The following is a 24,580-nucleotide window of genomic DNA, read 5'->3' as shown; positions in this document are numbered from 1 at the left end:
TGCATCACTTCAACAACGACAGCACCTGCTGGGGCTGCTGCTTGGCCTGGGCCAGCATGGCCATCCCCGCCTGCTGCAACACCTGGGCCTTGGCCAGCTCGGCGGTCTCGGCGGCAAAATCGGCGTCCATGATCCGCGACTTGGAAGCGGTCAGGTTGTCACGGGTCACCTGGATGTTCTCGATCGTCGATTCCAGACGGTTCTGCACCGCCCCAAGATCACCACGGGCGCTGTTGATGGTCTCCAAGGCATTGTCGATCGCCTCCAACGCCTTGGTCGCCCCCTCCACCGTGCTCAAATCCACGTCCTTGAGAAATTGACCGGTGGAGGCGCCACCGTGGGAACCCGCCTTGAACTTGAGATTTTGCAATTCCTGGGGACCATTGGTTCCGGCCTCGACTGTGATTTCGCCGGCCGACTGCAGGGTGACGGTGGAGTAGTAAGTCTCGGCATCAGTGGCAAACGTCACCGCTGCAGTCGTCTCGGCAATCCCGTCCAAGCCAAACTTGGCTACGTCACCTGCCGCCACCGTTTTGGCAACGATACTGATATTGCGCCCATCGTCGGCGACCAGGCGGACACCTTTGCCGGTGTCTTCAGCCCGAACGCCCGTCTGACCGGCTATATCATTGATGGCATTGACCACAGCCACCCGGTCCTTGCCCAAATCTCCCACGGAGGTAATGGTTGCGGTTTGCTTTCCATTGATGAAAATTTGGATAGTATCCGTCCCGGCCGCGCCAGCCGTCGACCCACTCGTGCCTTCCACCACGTTGGCATCGGCTGTCGCCGTCACCCCGGTGGCGTCGCTGGCCTTGTTGATCGCCGCCGCGATGGCAATGGCACTGGCCTCCTTGATGCTGGAGTTGGCGCTGGTGTCGGAGGCGGTATCGTCGGCCGCATTGGCCGCGTCGATCTGAACGCCGTTGATCACCAGATCGCCGGTGTTCAAAGCAAGCTGCTCACCCGTACCGCCATCGGTTGCCGTCAGGGCCGCGGCCGCAGCCGCTGCTTGCTTGCCGTCCTGAGTCGATACCGTCGCCACCTGATTCTCGTAGGTGCCAGCCATCAAACCGGCGTTGCGAAGTCCAACATCCCCATTGGTGCCAGACTCGATCTTGATCGGCTGGTTGTTGGTCGCCCGCAGCGTGTAACCGCCCGTATAAGTCCCCGCAGCCGCCAAACCCGTCGCTTCCTTCGTCACCGTACCGCCGAAGCTTAGCTCGATGTTACGTCCATCCGCAGCCTCCAGGCGAACCCCTGTTTCCGCCGCTCCGGTATCGACAGCGACCACCCCCGTCTGGTCACTGACGGCATTGATGGCCTTGACCACCGCTACCCGGTCGGCAGTTGCATCGACACCGCCTGTGGCCACGGAAATCGTGACGCCATTGATGGTCACGCTACCGCTGGTCGAAGCCGGGACCATCTTGGTTCCAGCCGCCACGTTGGCCGCCACTTCGGCCACCACGCCGGTCTGGTCCGACACCTTGTTGATCGCCGCCGCCTTGGCAATGGCGCTGGCTGCAGCGTTATCCGTCGAAGCGGTATCATCCAAAGCGCTGGAGGCGGCGATCGCCACCCCGTTGATGATCAGATCGCCATTGGTCAACGCCTGACCGTTGTTGGTCGCGGCCACCCCGGCGGTGGTGCTGGTGCCCAGCTTGTCGGTGGTCATCTTGCCAATGGAAAACTCGAAGGTCTCCCCCTTGTTGGCGCCAATCTGAAACACCTGCTTGCCGAAACTGCCGTCCAGCAACTTGGTGCCGTTGAAGTTGGTCTGCTCGGCCACCCGCTGAATCTCGTCGATCAGCTGCTGGGCCTCGGCATTCAAAGACGCCCGGTCGGAGTCCGAGTTGGTGGCGTTGGCCGCCTGCACCGCCAGCTCGCGCAAACGCTGCAGGTTGTCGGTCATGCTCCCCAGCGCCCCCTCGGCAGTCTGGGCCATGGAGATACCGTCGCCGGCATTGCGCATGGCCACGGTCATGCCGCGGGTCTGAGTGTCGAAACGGGTGGCGATGGCCAGACCCGCCGAGTCGTCCTTGGCGCTGTTGACCCGCAGCCCAGACGACAGCCGCTCCATCGCCTGACTCAGCATCCCTTCGGTCTTGTTGAGATTACGCTGGGCAGTCAGCGCCATCATATTGGTGTTGATCACTTGTGGCATGGCTTTCCCTCCGAAATTCGCCGGTGAAATGATTGATCACCAGATCTCAAGCAATATTAATGCCACAATATAGAGATTGAAAAATCAACAAATTGGCTCAATCTCGGAGACGAAGTGGCATTTCTCTGCCACTGCGGTGACGACAGGGTGGCAATGAAGGGATGTCGTCAGGGAAGATATTTGATCGCAGCCACGATCAGGCCGCCAACGGTAAGCGTGAGGGCGAAGGACCAGCGCATGAAACGATCGATACGCCCCGTCAGGCGCTCAAAACGCAGGTCCATCTGCTCGAAGCGCTTATCAACCTGCTCGAAGCGCTTGTCAACCTGTTCGAAACGCTTGTCCACTTGCTCGAAGCGCTCGTTCATCTCCTCGCGCAGCGCTTCGATGCGCTTGTCCATCAGCTGGAAACCCTGGTCCATCAGCTCCCGCTGGTGCCTGAGCTCTTCCTCCACCCGGACGATGCGCTCACGCAATTCCAGGTCATAACGCACCAACCCGGAGGAAAGCCGGGCATCGACTTCCTCACGAATCAGGCGGCGGATTTGATCCAGGTCTTCCTGAGCCAGGGACATGGCAGCTCCGAGTTTTTGAGGTTGCTTTTCCAAGTATAAAATGATCGCATCATTGCGAGGCGACATGCAAAAATGCAGATCAAAAGCGAAGACTGCATGCCAGCCTCACCTGAAGCCATGATGGCAAAAAACAACCAAGCCACGAAGACGATCGGGAAGGTTAACGAAAAGGGCCCCGCCGGAGCGGGGCCTTTTCGTCATCGTCAGGGAACCTGCCTCAGACTACCTTGAAGTTACGCATCATCTCGCCATCCTCGTGCTCGAGGTTGTGGCAGTGATACAGGAACAGCCCCTTGTACTTGTCGAAGGGCTTGATGAGCTGGATGCGCTCGCCGGCCATCGCCAGCACCGTATCCTGATAGCCTTCGTCCACCAGGCCGTCCTTGACGGTTTCATAACCTTCGCTGCTGCCGTGCATGCCGCCGGCTTCCGGCGGGGTGCGGCGGACGATCTGGAAGTAATGCCCGTGAAGATGAATCGGATGGACCATGGCCATCATCATCGCCATGCTCATGCCGCCCCCCATGCCCTGCATGGATTGGCGGCTGCCGTGTTCGCTTTCGCCCCCGTGTTCCCCTTCCATTTCCATACCGCCGTGTTCGTGGAAGATTTCCATCAGGTGGATGGTATTGACCGGGAAGGTCTCGATCGGCAGCGCGCCGGTCATCGAAAACGCCTGACCGTTGAGGGTGAACTGACGGCCGTGATTGCCGATAGCGATGGGACGTGGCTTGTCAGGGTTGACCACGTCATCCAGGCTGAGCTGCGGCAGGGGACGCAGCTTGGCCGGCAATTCCTGGTTGTCCAGAGTCCTGGGCTTTTCCGTCACCCGGAAACGGGCGATGGTGAAATGACTTCCCTGGGGAATGTGACGGGCCATGAGCATCATCGGACCGATGGTGCCCATCATGCCTTCCGGGCCGCTGATGGTCTGGGTTCCCATCATGCCGCCCATGCCACCGCGCTGTCCCATACTGCCCATGCGGCCACCGCGGCCCATGCCACCTCCCATCATACCGCCCATGCCCATCATGCTGCCGCCGCTACGGCGGAAACGTTCGTAAAGCGGCGGCATGATGCCGTGATATTCTTGGCTTTCCAGCCTGACCTCCTTCCCCTTGGATTTGGAGAAGTCACGCCATAACTCGTAACGCTCCCCCGGGCCGATCATCAGATAGGGCCGGGTGACGGGACGCTCCAGCAGACCGCCGTCGGTGCCGATGACGGTGATGGAGTCACCATCGCTCCAGGCCAGCTTGTAGATGCGGGAATTGGAACCGTTGAGCACCCGGAAGCGGTAGGAACGGGAAGCTACATTCAGAGTGAAATCCGGATGGCCGTTTACCAGGATCTTCTCCCCGAGGAAACCCAACATGGCGATGGGACCACGGCGGTCGTAAAGCAGCTGATTGGTTTCATCGAAGGTGCGGTCCTGCAGCACCAGAGGCAGATCGTATTCTCCCCGCGGCAGCGGCACCTCATTTTCTTCGTCGTCCTCGACGAGGATCAGTCCTGCCAGTCCGGAATAGGCCTGGGCGCCGGTCACCATGTTGGTATGGGGGTGATACCAGTAGGTTCCGGCCCGGTTCTCGACGGTAAATTCGTAAACGTAGGTTTCTTCCGGATCGATGGCGTAGCTGGGATGCCCATCGGCCTCGAAGGGGACGTGCATGCCGTGCCAGTGGGTGATGAATTTCGCCGGCAGACGGTTGTGCAGGGTGATGCGGACCCGTTGCCCCTTGCGGAATTTGAGGATCGGACCCAGATAGGTATCGGGAATGGGAATCACCGCATCCGGATCGCCCTTCACCACCCGGGCTGTATAGCGCCATACCCGGGTGGCCGGCCCCGGCAGGATCTGAACTTTACCGGGCGCGGCGACCAGCTCGATTTCCACGTCCGGGAAGAACGTCGCCGTCGCCTCCCGCTTCGGACGGCCGAAGGACTGCCGTTTCAGGATGATGGGGAATGCCGGCCCTGCCGCCGCCAGCGCCATCCCTGCGCTTGCCGCCTGCAACAACCGCCGCCGTTTCAGATCGATTTTTTCGCTCATGATCGCACCTCTCCAACTCGCCGTTCTAATTTAGAATATGCTTATTGGCAACTTACCAGTCCTGGCTCGAATGCGCAAGAGACCGTGCCCCATTCTTTTGCGGCAGATCAAGTGACCAGACCCGCCGAGGCCGCCTCGTCCAGATACCATGACAGCCGCTCCCGGGGGGCGATCCGCTGGGCCGGCAGATTCAGCTCCGGCCGGGTGAAGACCCGGGCGACGATCCCGGCCTTGCCGGCCCCGGTCGCCAGAAAGACGGCCTGGCGGGCGTGATTGAAGGTCCGGTAGGTCAGGGTCAGACGCCGGGGAGGCGGTTTGGGAGCGGATGCGACTGCGGCCACCCAGGCCTCCGGTGGGGGCTCGAAACCGGGAAACAGCGAAGCGGTGTGGCCGTCCTCCCCCAGCCCCAGCAGCACCCAGTCCAGTTGCGGCGAGCCGGCGAAGCATTCGAGCAGATGGGTTTCGTACCGCCGGGCGGCAGCCGGCAATGTCAGTCCCAGGGTCGGCATGGGATGCACGTTGGCCGCCGGGATCGGTACGTGGTCGAGCAGGGCTTCGCGGGCCATGCGGTAATTGCTGTCAGGATGATCCGGGGGCACGAAGCGCTCGTCGCCGAAAAACACGTGCAGCTTTTCCCAGGCGAGCCGCTCCCGGTAAGGGGACCGGGCCAGCAGCCGATAGAAACGGGCCGGGGTCGAACCGCCAGCCAGCGCCACGGTGAAACGCCCCGCCTTTTCCAGGGCGCGCTCCACCGTGGTGATGAAATCCTGCGCCAGCGCCTCGCAGGCCGCTTCGGGATCGGGGAAAATCCGGCGTTCCCGGTTCACGGCCGGGTCTGCCAGTGGCGATAGACCTCGATCAGGGCCCGGGTCGAGGCGTCGTGCTCGCCGATCTGGCCACCCTCCAGCTCGGGCAGGATTCGCCTGGCGAGCTGCTTGCCCAGTTCCACCCCCATCTGGTCGAAGGAATTGACGTTCCAGATCGCTCCTTGGACGAAGACCTTGTGTTCGTAGCAGGCGATCAGGCTCCCCAGAATCCTGGGCGTCAGCTTGGGATACAGGAACAGGCTCGAGGGGCGGTTGCCGGGGAAGATCTTGGCCGCCGCGAGCAGATCCAGACGGTCTTCCGGCACCCCTTCGGCTTCCAGCTCGGCCCGGGCCTCCTCGAAGGTACGCCCCCGCATCAGGGCCTCGGCCTGGGCCAGGCAGTTGGCCACCAGGATACGGTGATGGTCGCCGAGTTCGTGATGGCTGCGGGCCGCCACCAGGAAATCGCACGGTACCAGGTGGGTGCCCTGGTGCAGCAGTTGGAAAAAGGAATGCTGGCCGTTGGTGCCGGGCTGCCCCCAGACGATCGGGCCGGTGGCGTAATCGACCGCCCGGCCCTCCAGATCGACGCGCTTGCCGTTGCTCTCCATGTCGAGCTGCTGGAGGTGGTCGGGGAAATGGCGCAGATACTGATCGTAAGGCAGCACCGCGTGGGATTCGGCGCCGAAGAAATCGGCGTACCAGATGCCCAGCAGCCCCATGAGCACGGGAAGGTTGCGGGAGAACGGCGTGGTGCGGAAATGCTCGTCCATCTCGAAGGCGCCCTGCAGCAGTTCCTCGAAGCGGTCCATGCCCACTGCCAGAGCGATGGAAAGGCCCACCGCCGACCACAGCGAATAACGCCCCCCGACCCAGTCCCAGAACTCGAACATGTTCTCAGGGTCGATGCCGAAGGCCTGCACCGCATGACGGTTGGTGGAGACGGCGACGAAATGGCGGGCGATGGCGGTCTCGTCACCCCCCGCGGCGGTCAGGAGCCAGTCCCGCGCCGAGCGGGCGTTGGTCATGGTTTCCTGGGTGGTGAAGGTTTTGGAGACCACCAGGAACAAGGTGGTTTCCTGATCCAGCCCCTTGAGGGTTTCGATCAGGTCCGCCTCATCCACGTTGGCGACGTAATGCACCCGCAGGTCTTCCTTGTGATAGGGCGTCAGCGCGGTGGTGACCATGCGCGGCCCCAGATCCGAACCGCCGATGCCGATATTGACCACGTCGGTGATCGGCCGCCCGGTAAAGCCCCGCCACTGACCGCCGCGCACCTGCTCGCTGAAACGGCGCATCTGAGTCAGCACCCGCCACACCGCCGGCATCACATCCTCGCCATCGACGTAGATGGGGCGATCGCTGCAGTTGCGCAGGGCCACATGCAGCACGGCCCGGTCTTCGGTGACGTTGATCTTCTCGCCGCTGAACATCGCCTCGATCCTGGCTGCCAGGCCGCTCTGCTCGGCCAGTTGCAGCAGTAGCCCGAGGGTCTTGTCAGTGATCCGGTGCTTGGAATAGTCGAACAGGATGTCTCCCCAGCGCAGGGAGAAACGTTGGAAACGCTGCGGGTCGGCGGCGAACCAGTCGCGCAGATGCTGGCCGGCAATTTCCTGCCGGTGCGCCTGCAACGCATTCCAGGCAGGCAAGGCGGTCGGCGTGGTCACGATCAAACTCCCCCTTTGCAATCGCACATACCGGAACCATGGTAAACCATGCCCGGTCACAGGAGGAAGTTCCGCTTCATCAAACGGTCACCTGGCGCGGTTACATTGACAGCCCTGATGGGCTGCCAGACAATCCTGTGTCGAAAAATTGAACAGCGCCTGTGCCTGGCAGTTCCAATTCCTTGTTTTTCATCAACTGGCTCAAGGTTTGCTTTTATGTTTCTGAATCCTTTGCTCTACAGGAAAGCTGCCATGAAACGCATTTCCGGTTATTTCACCATCGCCAGACTGCTGCTGGGTATCTACTGGCTGGTTCTGCGCCAATGGGGTTATCTCGCCTACCGCCGGCTGGCCCGCCTGGGCAGCCGCAAGCCGGTTTCCGCGATTGAATGAGCGGCACGCTGTATGTGGTCGCCACGCCCATCGGCAATCTTGGCGACATCAGCGAGCGGGCGCTGGCGACGCTGCGCCAGGCCGACCTGATCGCCTCCGAGGATACCCGCCACAGCCAACAGCTGCTGAGCCGCTACGGGATTTCCACGCCGGTCACGGCTCTGCACGACCATAACGAACGCACCCGGATCGACGACATTCTAGACCGTCTCCGGGCCGGCAGCGATGTGGCGCTGGTTTCCGACGCCGGCACGCCGCTCATCAACGATCCAGGCTTTCTGCTGGTCCGGGCCGCTCACGAAGCCGGCATCCGGGTCAGTCCCGTTCCGGGCCCCTGTGCCGCCATCGCCGCCCTCTCCGCCGCCGGGCTGCCCACCGACCGCTTCGCTTTCGAGGGCTTTCCGCCCCGGACTTCGAGCGCCCGCCGCCGCTTCTTCGAGGCTCTGCGCGACGAGCCGCGTACGCTGGTGTTCTACGAATCCTGCCACCGCATCCTGCCCTGCCTGGAAGACCTGGCCGCCACCTTTCCGCCGCAGCGCCGCCTGGTCATCGCCAAGGAACTGACCAAGGTGCACGAGCGCCTCATCATCACCGAGATCGCCGAGGCGGCACTGCACTTCCGGGATCACCCCGACTGGCGGAAAGGGGAATTCGTCCTGGTTCTGGAGGGCGCCCCCCGGGACAAGGCCAGCCTGTCGGCGGAGCAGCGCCGCGTGCTGGATCTGCTGCTGGAAGAATGCTCCCTCAAAATTGCCGTCTCCCTGGCGGAGAAAATCACCGGCGCGCGGAAAAAATTGCTCTACCAGACGGCGCTGGAACGGCAAAAGCCGGAAACCTAACGGCGTTTTCTGGTCTAATGATACTTGGAGAGCCGGCCGGGCAATCGCTGCCGCCTTCGAGCGGGAGAGGAAAGTCCGGGCTCCACAGGGCAGGGTGCCAGGTAACGCCTGGGCGCCGCGAGGCGACGGAAAGTGCCACAGAGAACAGACCGCCGATGGCCCGTTTCGGGCACAGGCAAGGGTGAAACGGTGCGGTAAGAGCGCACCGCGCGGCGGGCAACCGACCGCGGCACGGCAAACCCCACCCGGAGCAAGATCAAATAGGGGAGCACCATGCGTGTGGCCCGCACGCCGCTCCCGGGTAGATCGCTGGAGGCGCCTGGCGACAGGCGTCCTAGACGAATGATTGCCCCCGACAGAACCCGGCTTACAGGCCGGCTCTCCCCTTCCTCCGCCTGAACTACACTTGTTCCTTGAGACGTGACAACTTTCACCGAGGAACGCATCGTGCCCATACCGGCGGAGTCTTCCCTGCTCGAACCGCAAACCCTGCAAACCTGGCTTCAGGATTTACCCTGGGTGGATCCATCACGGGTGGCCCGCTGCCTGCGGGAACAGCTATGCCAATTGGTGGAACAGCCTCTCGTACCGCACCAACGGGCGCTTCTGCTGCAATGCTATCAACCGCATCTACTGACGCTCGCTGCCACGCTTGAAGAAAAGCTGTTCGATGCCCCCCTGCCCCTGCCCCCGACCCAGGCGGAAAAAGCGCAACTGCTGTTGGATCTGTGCGAACTGATGGCCCGCAATTACGCCCTGCTCGCCGATACCTGGGCCCTCGCACCCACTTCGGCGGAGGCGGTTCTGCCCATCCTGCACCACGCCCTAGACTGGCTGGCCCGCCTCGGTCTTCACCGAGCCCAGAGCTATGCGCCGCCCGGCGCCGCCTTCTGGAAGAAGGTCTATCATCTCTTTCAACTGATCGAGCGCCACGAACTCCTGCTCCATCCTGCTGCCGAGCCGGTCCGCGAACCGCTGCACGTCCTGTTCCTTTTCGCCATCTGCAACCCACCGCGCTTCCGCCCCCGGGAACTGCGCCAGATCGACCGCCTGCTGCGCCGGTTCGGGCGTTCCCTGATCATTCGCCCAGACCCTCTCCACCGGGACCAGAGCGCCGGTTTCGCCTTCGATTGTCTCGACCCAGCCCCGCCACGCCCCTGCAAGCGTCTGCCGGATCTCAAGCGTCCCCGGGCAGACCGCCGTTTCCTTTTCACCCAGCCGGTGACGCGGCAGCTGTTGGATTACGTAAAAACGGAGAAGCCCAGTGGGGTCGAAACCCTGCCGTTCGGTCAGTCCCGCCGGCTCGCCCTGCAACTGGCCCATTCCCTAGGCGCCCCGAAACAACGCCGCTGGCTCCGGCGCCGCCAGCAGCGCAACTGTCAGACCATCGTCGGGCTGGATGATCTCGTGGCCTTTCTCCGCAAACACCATGACACCGATCTCGAGGCACTGATGCGGAGGACGCCGGTCACGCTGGAACCGGAACCCGGTTTCTCCCTGGAATCCCCTCTAGACATCGGAGAAAAAGACGATGAGAGGCGTTATTCCGAAGTGGCTGCACTCCACAGCCTGAACGCAGACAAACCCCAGATCCGCCCGGAAGACATCTGGGGAAATTCCGTGATAACCCCCCAGAAAGACGTCACGGAATTTTCCGCCCAAGTGGTGGACGTCTCGGCTCGCGGTTACCGGCTGTATTGGCACGGTTCGGCCTGTCCCCACCTGCGCCCAGGGGAAATTCTCAGTCTCCTGCGTGAGGACAGGGAACCGGAAATCGCCACCATTCGCTGGCTCCACCAACAGCCCGAGCACCCGCTCACCCTGGGCGTGGAGCTGCTGAGCTTCAACGCCCAGCTGGTGGTTGCAAGCCGCTTCGTTCCCGATATCGGTGAGGACGGAACCGAACCCCAATACCGCTGGGCGGTCCTGACGCCGGCCCAACCGGCCATCGAACGCGACACCTGCCTGTTGGCGCCAGCCCAGACCTGGCGCCGCGGCCAGTGGGTGGACATCTATTACACCCGCCACCGCAAGGCTACCTTCAACCTGCGCCAGCGGCTTGAGGGCTCGACGGCCTACGATCTGTTCACCCTGGAGGGCGTCAAACTGGACGCTGCGGCAGGCACCAAGCAATGAAGGCGACGAACAGGACGAACACCAGCAGCCCGCCCCACCCCTGCCAGCGGTAACGCCGGCTCAAATACGCCTGGGGATAACTTGAAAGCACATAAGGCTGACCGCGCCGCGGGGGCCGCTGCAGGAGGTTCACCGCGGCCGGGGCCTGCCGCTGCAGGCGCTGGCGCAGCACCGTCCGTTCCGCCTGTTTGCGCACCAGCCGCCATTCCTTCGGATCGATCTCGCCGTCGCGGTTGATGTCGAAACGCTGCAACAGCGCCGCCCGGTCGGCCTTCCAGCGTCGCAGCAGGCTAGCGGTTTCCGCCTTCAGGCTGTCCTCCCCCGACCCACGGAGGGTCTGAAACCAGCCCAGAGCGTACAGCGGGTCGTCCGCTTCGAGCCGGCATTCCTGATAGCGATAGGCCCCGAAGGGATCGTGGTGACCCGGCGGCAGCCGCTCGTCGCTGCGCCAAGTGTTCTCGTGGTGCGTTACCACCTGCGCCCCGGCCGGATCGACGATGCAGCGGCCGCTGCCGTCCTCCAGGGCGAACAGCGCTTCGCTCTCGCCTTCTTCGACTACGCGCCAGCGGCCCCGCTGCCCGAATCCCTGACGCCATGCCTCCACCCGGTAGCGGTACCAGACGCAGTATCTGCCGCTGAGCGGGGCGATGACCGGTTCCCCCTCGAGCATCACCGCCCGCCCCACCAGTTCTACGAATCCCTGGGGAGCGGAACGAATGCGGGCGGTCGGCGTGTCCTCGATCAGGCGCGCCAGACGCAGCTTCCGAATGCCCAGCCACAATGCGACCAGCGTCACCACGGCCGCGGCTATGATCAGAATCCAGAATTGCCAGGCCGGCAGAGTCCGCAGCCAGGCGGCGAAGGCGGCCATCAGCCGAACAGGGAGCTCAACTCGACGTCGCGGATCTCGCCGGCCTCGAAACGCAGCAGTTCGAAGGGCTTGAAGTTGAACCAGCGAGCCAAAATCACGTCGGGAAACTGCTCGATGCGAACGTTGTTGGCGTTGACGGCGGCATTGTAGAATTCCCGCCGGTCGGCGATGGCGTTCTCCAGCTCGGTGATGCGGCTCTCCAGGTGCCGGAAGGCGCGGTCGGCCTTGAGCTCGGGGTAGTTCTCCGCCACCGCGAACAGGTTCATCAGCCCCTGACGCAGCTGGCCCTCGGCCGCCCCCAGCCGCTCCAGGTCCCCCTGCCGCTGGGCCTGGAACACGCGGTTGCGTGCCTGCATCACCTTTTCCAGGGTGGCCTGCTCGAACTTCATGTAACGTTTGCAGACCTCGACCAGTTTCGGCAGTTCGTCGTGGCGCTGTTTGAGCAGCACCTGAATGTTCGACCAGGCCTGGGAGACGGCGTGTTTGAGATCGACCAGGCGGTTGTAAATGACAATCCCGTAAACAAGCACGATAATGATGGCCGCCGCCAGGACGGCGAGAAACACGAGCATGGCACGCTCCCCGATGATCGTTGATCTTCATATCGAGTATAGCCCCAAGGAGATCGCCTTGAAGCGTCAGACTTTCGAAGACAAGGTTCCCCACTTCGGACAGCGGGTGTACGTGGCCGACACCGCCCTGGTCATCGGCGACGTCCATCTCGACGATGACGTCTCCGTCTGGCCCCAGGCGGTGCTGCGCGGCGACATCCACCACATCCACGTGGGCCGGGCCAGCAACATCCAGGACGCCTGCGTCCTCCACGTCACCCACGACAGCCCCTACAGCCCCGGCGGCTTTGCGCTGCGGATCGGCCAGCAGGTGACCGTCGGCCACCGGGCCGTGCTGCACGGCTGTACCGTCGGCGACCGCTGCCTGATCGGCATCGGCGCCATCGTCATGGACGGGGCGGTGCTGGAGGAAGAGGTCATTCTCGGCGCCGGCGCCCTGGTGCCGCCGGGGAAACGCTTGACTTCCGGCCAGGTCTATGTCGGCAGCCCGGCCCGCCCGCAGCGGCCCCTGACCGACCAGGAACGGCAATTCCTGCGCTATTCCGCCGACCACTACGTGGAACTGAAAAACCGCTATCTGACCAGCTAAATGCTCAGCTTCCATGACGTCTCCCTACGCCGCGGCCCCCGGCTGCTGTTCGAGCACGCCGATTTCACCGTCCAGCGCGGCGACAAGACCGGCCTGGTGGGGACCAACGGCGCCGGCAAGTCCAGCCTGCTGGGCCTGATCTGCGGCGAACTGACGCCTGACAGAGGCCACATCCGGATGCCGCCCGACCTGGTGATCGCCGCCGTGTCCCAGGAAATCACCGCCCTCGAGCGTCCGGCGCTGGAATTCGTCCTCGACGGCGACCGCGAGCTGCGCCGCCTGGAAACCGACCTGCGCCGAGCGGAGGCGGACGGCGACGGGCTGCGCCAGGCCGAGCTTCACGCCCGCCTCGAAGCCATCGGCGGCTATCAGGCCAAAGCCCGGGCCGCCCGCCTGCTCGCCGGCTTCGGCTTCTCCCAGAACGATTTGTCGCGGCCGGTGGCGGAATTTTCCGGCGGCTGGCGCATGCGCCTGAACCTGGCCCAGACCCTGATGTGCCGTTCCGACCTGTTGCTGCTGGACGAACCCACCAACCACCTGGACCTGGATGCGGTGATCTGGCTGCAGGAATGGCTCAACCGTTATCCCGGCACCCTGCTGCTGATTTCCCACGACCGTGACTTCCTCGACGAGACTTGCGACCACATCCTCCACATCGACCACGGTCAGGTACGCCACTACAGCGGCAACTATTCCGCCTTCGAAAAACTGCGTGCCCAGACCCTGGCCCAGCAGCAGGCCGCCTGGCGACGCCAGCAACAGGAACGCCAGCGCCTGCAGCAGTTCGTCAACCGTTTCCGCGCCAAGGCCACCAAGGCCCGCCAGGCCCAGAGCCGGATCAAGATGCTCGAACGCCTGGAAGAAATCGCCCCGGCCCACGTGGACTCCCCTTTCCGGTTCCGCCTCCGGCGTCCCGAATACCTGCCCTTCCCCCTGCTGCGGCTGGAGCGGGTGCGCGCCGGTTATCCCGAGCGTACCATCCTGCGCGAGGTGGACTTCCATCTCGACCCCGGCGATCGCATCGGCCTGCTCGGTCCCAACGGCGCCGGCAAGTCCACCCTGATCAAGACCCTGGCGGGCCGACTGGCGCCCCTAGCGGGCGAACTGGAAACCGCCGAGCACCTGAAGATCGGCTACTTCGCCCAGCACCAGCTGGAGCAACTCGACCCGGATCGTACCGCCCTGGAACACCTGCAGCGCCTCGACCGCAGTGCCGAGGAACAGCGGCTGCGCGCCTTTCTGGGCGGCTTCGGCTTCAGCGGCGAGCGCGCCACCACCCCAGTGGCGACTTTCTCCGGTGGCGAGAAGGCCCGACTCGCCCTGGGACTGATCGTCTATCAACGCCCCAACCTGTTGCTGCTGGACGAACCCACCAATCACCTCGACCTGGAGATGCGTCACGCCCTCACCTTAAGTTTGCAGGACTACGAAGGGGCTTTGGTGCTGGTATCCCACGACCGCCATCTGCTGCGCACCACCACCGACCGCTTCTGGCTGGTGGCCGACGGCCGGGTACGCCCCTACGACGGTGATCTGGAAGACTACCGCCGCTGGCTGCTGCAGCAGCGCAGCCTGAGCGACGCCCCCAAACCCCAGCGCACCGCACCCTCCCGTAGGGACCTGCGCCGTGAGGAAGCCCGCCGCCGCCAACAGCTTCAGCCCCTCAAACAGGCCCTGGAAAAGGCCGAGGCCGATTATGAACGCCTCAGCGCCGAACAGGCCGAGCTGGAAGCGCAGCTGGCCGATCCGGGTCTATACCAGGAAGACGCCCGGGAACGGCTGCAAACCCTGCTCAAGCGCAAGGGGGAGATCGACAGGCGGCTGACCGAGGCCGAAGCGGCCTGGTTGGCAGCGGAGGAAAAGCTGGAACAGGCCCGCCGGACCCTGGCCTGACGCCGGGACGACCGCTCTGTTATGATTTCCCCATCCCGAAACCCTCGAGGAGGAAGCTCCATGCAGCCGTATCAGCACATTCTCATCGCCGCCGACTTTTCCGAACATGGGGAACTGGTCGCCGAACGCGCCCGGGACCTGGCCGAGCGCTACCAGGCAAAGCTCAGTCTCCTCCACGTGGTGGACAATCTACCGGTAACCGACTCCATCTACGGCCCCATCATTCCTTTCGACACCGACATCACCGAACAACTGATCGCCGCCTCCAAGGAAAAGCTCGACAAGATGGGCGAAACCCTGGGGGTACCGCCGAAGCGGCGCTGGGTCGAAGTCGGCAGTCCCAGGGTGGAAATCGTCCGCGTCGCCGAAGAGGAAGGTGTCGATCTGATCGTGGTCGGCTCCCACAGCCGCCGGGGGCTGGGAATCCTGCTGGGTTCGACCGCCTCCAGCGTCATCCACCACGCCAAGTGCGACGTGCTGGCAGTGCGGCTGAAGGAGGACTGAGTCTATTTCAGCAGCTGATACAGGCCGTCGAGCACCAGGGAATTGGGGCTCACCATGCCGATCGCCACCCGGTTCTCGATCACCGGGGCGCGCACCAGACTGTAGCGGGCGAACAAGCGCGAACAGTAGCGGATGTCCATGTCCGGGTGGATTGTGATCACCGGCTTCTCCATCACCTCGTAGACGTTGACCCGTTCGGGAGAGCGATCCCGGGCGAGCACGTGACGGGCGATGTCGGCGGAGGTGATGAGGCCGTACTCGTCGTCCTCATGGCGCCTGTTCACCAGCAACACTGAGGTCTTGAGCCGTTTCATGGTCCGCAGAGCCTCGTCCACGGTGGCGATGCCGTCGATTGTGCCGAAGTCGGTGCGCATGATGTCGCGCACCCGGATGATGGTTCGGATCTCGTTCATTCAGATCTCTCCTTCGATCAGGGGCACCAGCTTCTCCACCTGATGGCGCACACCCACGGCATCTTCCACGTCGATCTGAAAAGCGATGCCGGTTCCCGGCGTGTCGTCGAACTCCGCCGCCCGTGCGACCGCCTCCAGGATGGTGCGGCTCAGGTGCTGCTCCACCAGCATCAGCACCACGTCGCGCTGGCTTTCCAGACTCAATCCCAGGAAGGTGCGCGGACGCACCGTTCCCTCGCCGCGGGCGTTGGTAATGACGGTAGCCCCGGTGGCGCCATACTCCCGTGCGGTTTCGAGCACCAGCTCGGTCTTGTCGTCCTCCACGAACACTACGATCAGTTTGAAACGCATGGATCAATGTCCTCGTCGTGCCGACCATTCGGCCAGTTGAGCATACCCCAGCACGGTCATGATCGGAAACAGGCTGGCGAAGGCGATCAGGCCGAAACCGTCCACCAGCACGTCCCGCCCCGGCACCGCCCGGGCCAACCCCAGCCCCAGGGCCGTGACCAGCGGCACGGTCACCGTCGAGGTGGTCACGCCCCCGGAATCGTAGGCCAGACCGACGATCGACCGGGGCGCGAATACGGTCTGCAGCACCACCACCGCATAACCGCCGACGATGAAGACGAACAGGCTGGCGCCGCTGACGATGCGGTAAGCCCCCAGCACCAGCCCGATGGCCACCCCCAGCGACACCGCCAGGCGCAACCCCCAGGCATGGATGGCGCCACCGGAGATTTCCTGGGCTTTGAGGGCCACGGCGATGAGGGCCGGTTCCGCCAGGGTGGTGGCGAAACCCAGGCAAAAGGCAAACGCATACACCCAATCGTAGGCCAGCGCCCCCCTCGCCGGTTCAATGAAGCCAGAACCGGTGAGCTGGCGGGCCATCAATTCACCCAGCGGAAACAGGGCCGACTCCAGCCCGCGTAGAAACAAGGCCATGCCGACCACCACCAGCGCCAAACCGCCCAGCAGCCGGCGCCACTGGGGCAGCGGGCGGTGAATGACCCCAAGCTGGAACACCCCGATGGTGACCGCAATCGGCATGAGGTCGGTCATCGCCCCCAGCAGATCCTTCAACCAAGCCATCGCATTCCGATCCCGTAAAGCATGACGAAGATCATCGGCGTCAGGGAGGCGAAGGCGATCAGACCGAAACCGTCCACCAGGGGATTGCGCCCCCGGATCGAATGGGCCAGCCCCACGCCCAGAGCCGTCACCAGCGGCACGGTAATGGTGGAGGTGGTCACACCGCCGGAATCGTAGGCGATGCCGATGATCTCCGCCGGGGCCAGGCCGGTCACCGCCATCACCGCCAGATATCCCAGGATCATCAGCCGCGCCAGCGACCAGCCGTAAACGATGCGCAACACCCCGATCACCAGCGCCACACCCACCGCCAGCGCCACCGCCAGCCGCAAACCGAGGGCGTAACCGGCCTGCGCCGCCGGGGAAGCAGCGATCAACCCGCCGGCGGTGGCAATTTCCGCCGCCTGCCCGGCCACGGCGATCAGCGCCGGTTCCGCAACCGTGGTGGCAAAACCGAGACAAAAGGCGAAGACGCAGAGCCAGAACAGGCTACCCTTGCGGGCGAAGGCATAGGCCATCGATTCCCCCAGGGGAAACAGGGCCTGTTCCAGACCGAGCACGAAACAGGTCAGTCCCGTCACGGTCAGGCCGATGCCGGCGAGCAAACCGGCCAGATCCGGCAGGGGCTGACGCACCACCCCCACTTGGAACAGGAGGATGACGAGCAGTACCGGCGCCAAATCGAAGGCGCTGGCAAGCAGCTGACGCAAGAAGGCACGGCCGATGGCAAATCCTCCTTACCAATAGACGATCTCCAATTCGATGGTAACAAAAACGCCCCGCAAAAGCGGGGCGCCGGGTGCGAATTCGATACTGGGAAAATTCAGCGGCCGGGGTGCACTTCCCGTTCCTCCTCCCGCAAGATGTGCTCCAACTTGTTCTCGATGGCTTCGAGACGCTGATGGGATTCCTTCTCCCGCTCCTTGAGAATGTGGTCGATCTCCTTGCCCATGTGGTCCAGTTTTTCGGCGATGGCCGCAAGCTGTTTGTGGGATTCCTTTTCCCGCTCAGCAAGGATGTGGTCGATCTCTTTGCTCATATGCTTGAGTTTTTCCTCAATCTCCTTGAGCTGCTGATGGGATTCCTTCTCCCGCTCCTTGAAGATATGATCGATTTCCTCCTGGGTGTGATCCATTTCCTCACCCAGGTGGTCGATTTTCTTCTCGATCGCCTCCAGGCGAGCCAGCACTTTCTGATGGAACTGCCGCATCATCCCCATCATGTTGCCGCCCATCATACCGCCGCCCTGCATACCCATGCCACCTCCCTGCTGCATGTTCATACCACCCTGCACGGGAGCCTGCTGCCCCTGGGTCTGGGGGCGGATCTTCAGGCGCACGCCACCGGCGTCCACGCTGTCTTCCGCGGCCCAGGCGGCCGTTCCCGTCATCGACGCGGCGATGACCAAGCTTAACAATGTCTTGCGCATAACACTCCTCCTCTCTGTTTTTGTCGGGACTCAGGCCAGGCGGAAAATCTCCGTCCGGCCGTCCGTCTCTATGATAAGCTTCCCTTCCCGCGCCAGCCAGCCGATGGCCCGCTGCACTTCCTTGGCGCTCAGGCCGGTGGCCGATGCCAGTTTGGACGGACTGGCCTCACCATACTGGTTCAGGTAACGCCAGATCTCGCCGGCCGCCAGACCGATTTCCTCCCCCCGGGACTGTTTCAGCTTCGCCATACTGCTCACCTCAACGGCTGTGAATGAACCTTGCCACCGGTCCCGTCTTCCGGCAGGACGATGTTGACTTCGAGAATTTCGTGTTCGGCGTCCTGCTCCATCTGAATGGAGATGGCATCGTCGTCCACGGCGACGTATTTGCGGATGACCGCCAGGATCTCCTGCTGCATCTGCGGCAGGTAACTGGGGGCATCGCGCAGTTTGCGCTCATGGGCGACCAGAATCTGCAGACGCTCCTTGGCCACCTGAGCGCTCTTGGGGCGCGACGAGCGGAAATAATTCAACAAGCCCATGATCTTACCCTCCCCTAAACAGGCGGCCCAACAGCCCCTTCTTCTCCGGACGGATGAAGCGGTGTGGCACTTCCTCCCCCAGATAGCGGGCCACCGCATCACGGTAGGCCTGACCGGCGTCGCTGTCCTCATGGAGAATCACCGGCACTCCTTCGTTAGAGGCATTGAGCACCGCCTTGGAGTCGGGGACGACGCCCAGCAGCGGCAGCGCCAGAATCTCCAGGACATCGTCGACGCTGAGCATTTCCCCCTTCTCGACCCGGCGGGGATCGTAGCGGGTCAGGAGCAGATGCTCCTTGATCGGTTCCTCGCCCAGTTCGGCACGGCGCGATTTGCTCGCCAGAATGCCGACCATGCGGTCGGCGTCGCGGACCGAGGAAACCTCCGGATTGCTCACCACGATGGCGTCGTCGGCGTAATACATCGCCAGATAGGCGCCCTTCTCGATCCCGGCGGGGGAATCGCAGATCACATAGTCGAATTCTTCCGCCATCTCCTCCAGCACCTGGCCGACACCCTCCTTGGTCAGCGCCTCCTTGTCCCGGGTCTGGGAGGCCGGCAGGATGTAAAGATTGTCGCAGCGTTTGTCGCGGATCAGCGCCTGGCGCAGGCTAGCCTCGCCGTTGATGACGTTGACGAAGTCATAGACGACCCGGCGCTCGCAACCCATGATCAGGTCCAGGTTGCGCAGGCCGACATCGAAGTCGATCACCGCCGTGCGATGTCCGCGCAAGGCCAGCCCCATGGCCAGAGAAGCGGACGTGGTGGTCTTGCCGACCCCACCCTTGCCCGAAGTGACCACGATGATTCTTGCCACGTTAGGTATCCTCCTGAAGCGATCTGCCCGTCTGGTTCAAAACTCAAAAAGGTTCGACGATCAGGGATGTCCCCTGGAGTCGGATTCGCACCGATTTGCCACGCACCTCATCCAGCTGTTCACTGACTTGGTAATGGCCGGCAATGGACACCAACTCCGCCTGCAGATCCCGACAGAAGATGGCGCACTCGGTATCCCCCTGCACTCCGGCCAGCGCCCGACCCCGCAGCGTCCCGTAGACATGGATATGGCCGTCGGCCATGATTTCCGCCCCATACCCCACCGAAGCGGTCACGATCAGATCGGTGCCCCGGGCGTAGATACGCTGGCCGGAACGGACCGGTTGCTCCACCCACATGGCCCGGTGCAGGGAAGGGGGTTCGGCAGGCGCCGGTTTGGCCCTGGGAGCAGGCTCAGTGCTGGTTTCCGGAATCGGGCCGGAAGGCAGCACCGCCATCTGGCAGGAAATTGCCTGCGCTTGCAGTGATGCTTCCCCACCACGCAGCACCACGGGGATCAGCGCCAACGCCCGCAGCTGGGTGACAAGCTGGGCCAGATCGAGAGACTCGCCTGCCGGCAGCCGGCTGACGTCGACGACCACCGGGGCCCTGCAGAAAAACTCCGGCGCTTTGGCCAGATGCTGTTGCAACTGGGCCATCACGGCTGCCATGTCGCCACTGCGCAGGGACAGTACGGGAAGCGTGACCGCCGTCCCCTTGATCTCCACGGCGGGCTGATGGGCATGGGTATCTGTGGTCATAGGTGCGCGGAAGCGGCGACGGTAGAATGTCGGTGGATTGTAGCATCATCCCCCAGGAAGGTTAAACGCCGGCCTCTTCCAATGACACATGAGCCTGAAGAAGATACCTGATCCATGGCTGGATCTCCGACAGGCTGTACCGTTTCCGGTATGCCACCCAACAAGGGCCGCTTACCTGATGAAGATCACCGGCCTCTCCAGGGACAAAATCAGGGGCTTGAGCCTTACCTCCCTCCTTCAGGGGCATTTTTGGATTGGGAAGGAATCAACGAGCGTGCCAATATGAGCGCATCTTCCCGCTTGCCATCCCCAGCGGGATAGTAGTCTTTGCGCCGGCCGACCTCGTTGAAACCCAGGCGATGATACAAACGGATCGCGGGCTCGTTGCTCGGGCGCACTTCCAAAAATATCATCTCCGCCTCCTTCTCGGCCACCACGATCAAATGTTCCAGCAGTTTCCGCCCATACCCCTGTCCCTGCTTGTCAGGGGCGACACACAAGTTCATGACGTGCGCCTCGCCGACACCCAGGGAAAGGATGCCATAGCCGACGATCTCTCCGTAAGCCTCGGCGACCCAGCAGGAATAGCCCGTCTTCAAGCAGTTCTTGAAGATGTTCGACGACCAGGGGAACTGATAAGCCGATGCCTCTATCGCGGCTACAGCCTTCAGGTCCCGCTTTTTCATGGGACGGATTTCCACTTCAGCAAGCGTATCCGGACAAAATCGGGCGTAAAACGCCTTTTGGGGGTCGCGTTCCCACCATCGTCTGACAACTTGAAAAAGTTCCACCATCCCATTCGTCTCCAGGATTATATTGTTATTTATTTTTTATCTAAATGTCCCGGAAAAAAAACCAGGGTTCGCTTAGACTTGGCCCTGTGTTTCCGGTAGACTTTTCCCGTGCTTCAGGGAACGAGCGCACCCGATGCGTCAAAGAGGAGGAGCCCTGAGCCGATAATAACAATAACAACTGTCATGCTATCGCGTCAGGCGATCGAAGACATCAACAATAAGAATAACAACAGCCCGCTGTAGCGGGCTTTTTTCTTACCGTCGGCTTTCACAGTAAACAAAACCCCCATCCAGGGTATTGGATGGGGGTTTTTGGTGTTTGGGGCCTGGCGGTGTCCTACTTTCACGGAGCGGTTGCTCCACTATCATCGGCGAAGCGCTGTTTCACTGCCGAGTTCGGGATGGGATCGGGTGGTTCCAGCGCTCTATGGCCGCCAGGCAAAACGGGTTGGCAAAACTGTACACGTGTTTTGGATCGACGTCCCAGACCCCTTTGGTGTTATAGGGTCAAGCCTCACGGGCAATTAGTACCGGTCAGCTTCACCCATTGCTGGGCTTCCACACCCGGCCTATCAACGTCCTGGTCTTGAACGGCCCTTCAGGGACCTCAAAGGGTCCTGGGAGACCTCATCTTGGGGGAGGCTTCCCGCTTAGATGCTTTCAGCGGTTATCCCGTCCGGACTTAGCTACCCGGCTGTGCCACTGGCGTGACAACCGGACCACCAGAGGTCCGTCCACTCCGGTCCTCTCGTACTAGGAGCAGCTCCCCTCAAGTCTCCAACGCCCACAGCAGATAGGGACCGAACTGTCTCACGACGTTCTGAACCCAGCTCGCGTACCTCTTTAAATGGCGAACAGCCATACCCTTGGGACCGGCTTCAGCCCCAGGATGAGATGAGCCGACATCGAGGTGCCAAACACCACCGTCGATATGAACTCTTGGGTGGTATCAGCCTGTTATCCCCGGAGTACCTTTTATCCGTTGAGCGATGGCCCTTCCACGAAGAACCACCGGATCACTAGGACCTGCTTTCGCACCTGCTCGACCCGTCGGTCTCGCAGTCAAGCACCCTTGTGCCCTTGCACTCACCGCGCGATTTCCGACCGCGCTGAGGGTACCTTCGTGCTCCTCCGTTACCCTTTAGGAGGAGACCGCCCCAGTCAAACTACCCGCCATACGCTGTCCCCGGGAAGGATGACTTCCCTGGGTTAGAACACCAGACTTGCCAGGGTGGTATTTCAAGGGCGGCTCCACCAGGGCTGGCGCCCTGGCTTCACAGCCTCCCACCTATCCTACACAGGCAAGCCCAGCATCCAGCGTAAAGCTGTAGTAAAGGTTCACGGGGTCTTTCCGTCTTGCTGCGGGTACACTGCATCTTCACAGCGATTTCAACTTCACTGAGTCCCGGGTGGAGACAGTGGGGCCATCGTTACGCCATTCGTGCAGGTCGGAACTTACCCGACAAGGAATTTCGCTACCTTAGGACCGTTATAGTTACGGCCGCCGTTTACCGGGGCTTCGTTCACCGGCTTCTCCCGAAGGATGACCGGATCCCTTAACCTTCCGGCACCGGGCAGGCGTCACACCCTATACGTCCGCTTGCGCGTTTGCAGAGTGCTGTGTTTTTGGTAAACAGTCGCAGCCCCCTGGTCACTGCAACCCGCCTCGGCTTCGGCCGCGAGGGCCTACACCTGACGCGGGCACACCTTCTCCCGAAGTTACGGTGCCATTTTGCCTAGTTCCTTCACCCGGGTTCTCTCAAGCGCCTTGGGCTTCTCGCCCCGCCCACCAGTGTCGGTTTGCGGTACGGCCTCCCGTGACCTGAAGCTTAGAGGGTTTTCTTGGAAGCATGGCATCGGCCAGTTCGCCCCTAAAGGGGCTCCCCATCACGTCTCGGGGTTGACGTGGCTCCGGATTTGCCTGGAGCCACCCCCTACACGCTTGGACCGGGACGTCCGTCACCCGGCTGCGCCTAGCCTTCTCCGTCACCCCATCGCAGTCACGGCAGGTACCGGAATATTAACCGGTTTTCCATCGACTACGCCTTTCGGCCTCGCCTTAGGTGCCGACTAACCCTGCGCCGATTAGCGTTGCGCAGGAAACCTTGGGCTTTCGGCGAGGGGGTTTTTCACCCCCTTTAACGTTACTCATGTCAGCATTCGCACTTCCGATACCTCCAGCATGCCTTTCGACACACCTTCGCAGGCTTACGGAACGCTCCCCTACCACCTGCCCCGAAGGGCAGATCCGCAGCTTCGGTACACCGCTTGAGCCCCGTTACATCTTCCGCGCGGGCCGACTCGACCAGTGAGCTATTACGCTTTCTTTAAAGGGTGGCTGCTTCTAAGCCAACCTCCTGGCTGTCTGGGCCTTCCCACATCGTTTCCCACTTAGCGGTGATTTAGGGACCTTAGCTGGCGGTCTGGGCTGTTTCCCTCTCGACGACGGACCTTATCACCCGCCGTCTGTCTCCCGTGCATCACTTTCCGGTATTCGGAGTTTGCCTCGGCGGGGTACCCCTAGATGGGGCCCCCAACCGAAACAGTGCTCTACCCCCGGAAGTGTCCACACGAGGCACTACCTCAATAGTTTTCGGGGAGAACCAGCTATCTCCGAGCTTGTTTAGCCTTTCACTCCTACCCACAGCTCATCCGATGGTTTTGCAACACCAACCGGTTCGGGCCTCCAGTGGGTTTTACCCCACCTTCACCCTGGCCATGGGTAGATCGCCCGGTTTCGGGTCTACTCCCAGCGACTTGGCGCCCTTATCAGACTCGGTTTCCCTACGGCTCCCCTACGACGGTTAACCTTGCCACTGAGAGTAACTCGCTGACCCATTATACAAAAGGTACGCCGTCACCCGCCGAAGCGGGCTCCGACTGCTTGTACGCATACGGTTTCAGGTTCTATTTCACTCCCCTCTCCGGGGTTCTTTTCGCCTTTCCCTCACGGTACTGGTTCACTATCGGTCGGTAGGGAGTATTTAGCCTTGGAGGGTGGGCCCCCCATCTTCGGACAGGATAACACGTGTCCCGCCCTACTTGTTCGCACGCTTAGTTCCACCAACGCCCTTTCGTGTACGGGACTATCACCCTCTTAGGTCGGACTTTCCAGACCGTTCCACTAGGGCGTTGGCTAAATCGTGCCAGGCTGTTCCCCGTTCGCTCGCCGCTACTGAGGGAATCTCGGTTGATTTCTTTTCCTCCAGGTACTTAGATGTTTCAGTTCCCTGGGTTCGCCTCCCGGCCGAAGCCGGGATGACCCTCTATAGAGGGCCGGGTTTCCCCATTCGGAAATCCCCGGATCGAAGCTTGTTTGCCAGCTCCCCGAGGCTTATCGCAGGCTACCACGTCCTTCATCGCCTCCTACCGCCTAGGCATCCACCGTATGCGCTTAGTCGCTTGACCCTATAACCCAAAAGGGTCTAGGAACATCGATACAGTGTACAGTTTTACCCAAATTGTTAAAGATCTATCCTTGGTGGAGCCAGGGAGGATCGAACTCCCGACCTCCTGCGTGCAAGGCAGGCGCTCTCCCAGCTGAGCTATGGCCCCAATCCTGGTGGGTCTGGGTGGATTTGAACCACCGACCTCACCCTTATCAGGGGTGCGCTCTAACCAACTGAGCTACAGACCCATAAACTTCGGTCTGTCGCCCTTTCCGTCCT

23 protein-coding genes, 2 tRNA genes, 2 rRNA genes and 1 other RNA gene are annotated in these 24,580 nt (G+C 62.2%); 7 read left to right on the top strand and 21 right to left on the bottom strand.

What is annotated here, in order from left to right; all coding sequences use genetic code 11:
- Positions 1-4: 4 nt before the first annotated feature.
- From MIN45_RS07545 to pgi, 5 genes are all read right to left on the bottom strand, one after another.
- On the bottom strand, positions 5-2,167 hold the full coding sequence (locus tag MIN45_RS07545) for a flagellin N-terminal helical domain-containing protein (RefSeq protein WP_286291348.1): 2,163 nt from the start codon (positions 2,165-2,167) through the stop codon (positions 5-7).
- Between the two features lie 167 nt (positions 2,168-2,334).
- Positions 2,335-2,742, bottom strand: coding sequence for a hypothetical protein (locus MIN45_RS07540; RefSeq protein WP_286291347.1), 408 nt, complete (start codon positions 2,740-2,742; stop codon positions 2,335-2,337).
- A gap of 217 nt (positions 2,743-2,959) precedes the next feature.
- On the bottom strand, positions 2,960-4,795 hold the full coding sequence (locus tag MIN45_RS07535) for a multicopper oxidase family protein (protein WP_286291345.1): 1,836 nt from the start codon (positions 4,793-4,795) through the stop codon (positions 2,960-2,962).
- 107 nt (positions 4,796-4,902) lie between these two features.
- A complete protein-coding gene (gene pgl / locus MIN45_RS07530; RefSeq protein ID WP_286291344.1) occupies positions 4,903-5,622 on the bottom strand; it encodes a 6-phosphogluconolactonase in 720 nt (239 codons plus the stop codon).
- Positions 5,619-7,268, bottom strand: coding sequence for a glucose-6-phosphate isomerase (gene pgi, locus MIN45_RS07525; RefSeq protein WP_286291343.1), 1,650 nt, complete (start codon positions 7,266-7,268; stop codon positions 5,619-5,621). Before pgi ends, pgl begins: the two co-directional genes overlap by 4 nt.
- A gap of 252 nt (positions 7,269-7,520) precedes the next feature.
- Between pgi and MIN45_RS07520 the strand changes: the two genes are divergently transcribed.
- From MIN45_RS07520 to MIN45_RS07505, 4 genes are all read left to right on the top strand, one after another.
- Positions 7,521-7,661 carry a hypothetical protein gene (locus MIN45_RS07520; RefSeq protein ID WP_286291342.1) on the top strand — a complete coding sequence of 47 codons (141 nt, stop codon included), beginning with the start codon at positions 7,521-7,523 and terminating at the stop codon, positions 7,659-7,661.
- The gene (rsmI, locus tag MIN45_RS07515) at positions 7,658-8,500 is read left to right on the top strand and encodes a 16S rRNA (cytidine(1402)-2'-O)-methyltransferase (protein WP_286291341.1); all 843 of its coding nucleotides are present in this window, start codon (positions 7,658-7,660) and stop codon (positions 8,498-8,500) included. Before MIN45_RS07520 ends, rsmI begins: the two co-directional genes overlap by 4 nt.
- A gap of 28 nt (positions 8,501-8,528) precedes the next feature.
- Positions 8,529-8,886: RNase P RNA component class A (gene rnpB / locus MIN45_RS07510), an RNA gene on the top strand.
- Positions 8,887-8,947: 61 nt separating this feature from the next.
- The gene (locus MIN45_RS07505; RefSeq protein ID WP_286291340.1) at positions 8,948-10,636 is read left to right on the top strand and encodes a hypothetical protein; all 1,689 of its coding nucleotides are present in this window, start codon (positions 8,948-8,950) and stop codon (positions 10,634-10,636) included.
- Here MIN45_RS07505 and MIN45_RS07500 read toward each other — a convergent pair.
- Together MIN45_RS07500 and MIN45_RS07495 are read right to left on the bottom strand one after the other, a co-directional pair.
- On the bottom strand, positions 10,602-11,507 hold the full coding sequence (locus MIN45_RS07500; protein WP_286291339.1) for a GIDE domain-containing protein: 906 nt from the start codon (positions 11,505-11,507) through the stop codon (positions 10,602-10,604). The two genes, MIN45_RS07505 and MIN45_RS07500, sit on opposite strands and share 35 nt — an antisense overlap.
- Positions 11,507-12,079, bottom strand: coding sequence for a LemA family protein (locus MIN45_RS07495; RefSeq protein WP_286291338.1), 573 nt, complete (start codon positions 12,077-12,079; stop codon positions 11,507-11,509). Before MIN45_RS07495 ends, MIN45_RS07500 begins: the two co-directional genes overlap by 1 nt.
- A 58-nt stretch (positions 12,080-12,137) precedes the next feature.
- On the opposite strand from MIN45_RS07495, the gene MIN45_RS07490 reads away from it, so the two are divergent.
- From MIN45_RS07490 to MIN45_RS07480, 3 genes are read left to right on the top strand one after another with little or no spacing between them, the layout of a single operon-like run.
- Positions 12,138-12,668, top strand: a complete 531-nt coding sequence (locus tag MIN45_RS07490; protein ID WP_286291337.1) for a gamma carbonic anhydrase family protein — start codon at positions 12,138-12,140, stop codon at positions 12,666-12,668.
- Positions 12,669-14,561: an ATP-binding cassette domain-containing protein gene (locus MIN45_RS07485; protein WP_286291335.1), complete on the top strand. Its 1,893-nt coding sequence runs from the start codon at positions 12,669-12,671 to the stop codon at positions 14,559-14,561.
- A 60-nt stretch (positions 14,562-14,621) separates the two neighbouring features.
- Positions 14,622-15,065, top strand: a complete 444-nt coding sequence (locus MIN45_RS07480) for a universal stress protein (RefSeq protein ID WP_286291333.1) — start codon at positions 14,622-14,624, stop codon at positions 15,063-15,065.
- Positions 15,066-15,067: 2 nt separating this feature from the next.
- Here the strand turns inward: MIN45_RS07480 and MIN45_RS07475 are convergent, their stop codons facing one another.
- The 14 genes from MIN45_RS07475 to MIN45_RS07410 all read right to left on the bottom strand — a co-directional run bounded on the left by MIN45_RS07475 (position 15,068) and on the right by MIN45_RS07410 (position 24,549).
- The gene (locus MIN45_RS07475) at positions 15,068-15,478 is read right to left on the bottom strand and encodes a CBS domain-containing protein (protein ID WP_286291332.1); all 411 of its coding nucleotides are present in this window, start codon (positions 15,476-15,478) and stop codon (positions 15,068-15,070) included.
- Entirely contained in the window at positions 15,479-15,829 is a 351-nt protein-coding gene (locus MIN45_RS07470; protein WP_286291331.1) for a P-II family nitrogen regulator, read from the bottom strand. It abuts the gene before it with no gap.
- A gap of 3 nt (positions 15,830-15,832) precedes the next feature.
- On the bottom strand, positions 15,833-16,570 hold the full coding sequence (locus tag MIN45_RS07465) for a DUF1538 domain-containing protein (RefSeq protein ID WP_286291330.1): 738 nt from the start codon (positions 16,568-16,570) through the stop codon (positions 15,833-15,835).
- Positions 16,558-17,280 (bottom strand): DUF1538 domain-containing protein, encoded by a 723-nt coding sequence (locus MIN45_RS07460; RefSeq protein WP_286291329.1) that lies wholly within the window; start codon positions 17,278-17,280, stop codon positions 16,558-16,560. Before MIN45_RS07460 ends, MIN45_RS07465 begins: the two co-directional genes overlap by 13 nt.
- 113 nt (positions 17,281-17,393) lie before the next feature.
- On the bottom strand, positions 17,394-17,999 hold the full coding sequence (locus MIN45_RS07455) for a hypothetical protein (protein ID WP_286291328.1): 606 nt from the start codon (positions 17,997-17,999) through the stop codon (positions 17,394-17,396).
- A 30-nt stretch (positions 18,000-18,029) separates the two neighbouring features.
- Positions 18,030-18,248 carry a winged helix-turn-helix domain-containing protein gene (locus MIN45_RS07450; protein WP_286291327.1) on the bottom strand — a complete coding sequence of 73 codons (219 nt, stop codon included), beginning with the start codon at positions 18,246-18,248 and terminating at the stop codon, positions 18,030-18,032.
- A 5-nt stretch (positions 18,249-18,253) separates the two neighbouring features.
- Positions 18,254-18,541 carry a cell division topological specificity factor MinE gene (minE, locus tag MIN45_RS07445; protein WP_286291325.1) on the bottom strand — a complete coding sequence of 96 codons (288 nt, stop codon included), beginning with the start codon at positions 18,539-18,541 and terminating at the stop codon, positions 18,254-18,256.
- Between the two features lie 4 nt (positions 18,542-18,545).
- Positions 18,546-19,358 (bottom strand): septum site-determining protein MinD, encoded by an 813-nt coding sequence (gene minD / locus MIN45_RS07440; RefSeq protein ID WP_286291324.1) that lies wholly within the window; start codon positions 19,356-19,358, stop codon positions 18,546-18,548.
- A gap of 43 nt (positions 19,359-19,401) precedes the next feature.
- Positions 19,402-20,118, bottom strand: a complete 717-nt coding sequence (minC, locus tag MIN45_RS07435; RefSeq protein ID WP_286291323.1) for a septum site-determining protein MinC — start codon at positions 20,116-20,118, stop codon at positions 19,402-19,404.
- Positions 20,119-20,342: 224 nt separating this feature from the next.
- Positions 20,343-20,912 (bottom strand): ribosomal protein S18-alanine N-acetyltransferase, encoded by a 570-nt coding sequence (gene rimI / locus MIN45_RS07430; protein ID WP_286291322.1) that lies wholly within the window; start codon positions 20,910-20,912, stop codon positions 20,343-20,345.
- 324 nt (positions 20,913-21,236) lie between these two features.
- A 5S ribosomal RNA gene (gene rrf / locus MIN45_RS07425) occupies positions 21,237-21,351 on the bottom strand.
- 64 nt (positions 21,352-21,415) lie between these two features.
- A 23S ribosomal RNA gene (locus MIN45_RS07420) occupies positions 21,416-24,320 on the bottom strand.
- A gap of 71 nt (positions 24,321-24,391) precedes the next feature.
- Positions 24,392-24,467: transfer RNA gene (locus MIN45_RS07415), tRNA-Ala, on the bottom strand.
- A 5-nt stretch (positions 24,468-24,472) separates the two neighbouring features.
- Positions 24,473-24,549: transfer RNA gene (locus MIN45_RS07410), tRNA-Ile, on the bottom strand.
- Positions 24,550-24,580: the final 31 nt, after the last annotated feature.

Source organism: Methylomarinovum tepidoasis, from assembly GCF_030294985.1.
GTDB lineage: Bacteria > Pseudomonadota > Gammaproteobacteria > Methylococcales > Methylothermaceae > Methylohalobius > Methylohalobius tepidoasis.
This window is presented reverse-complemented; position numbering and strand designations above follow the sequence as displayed.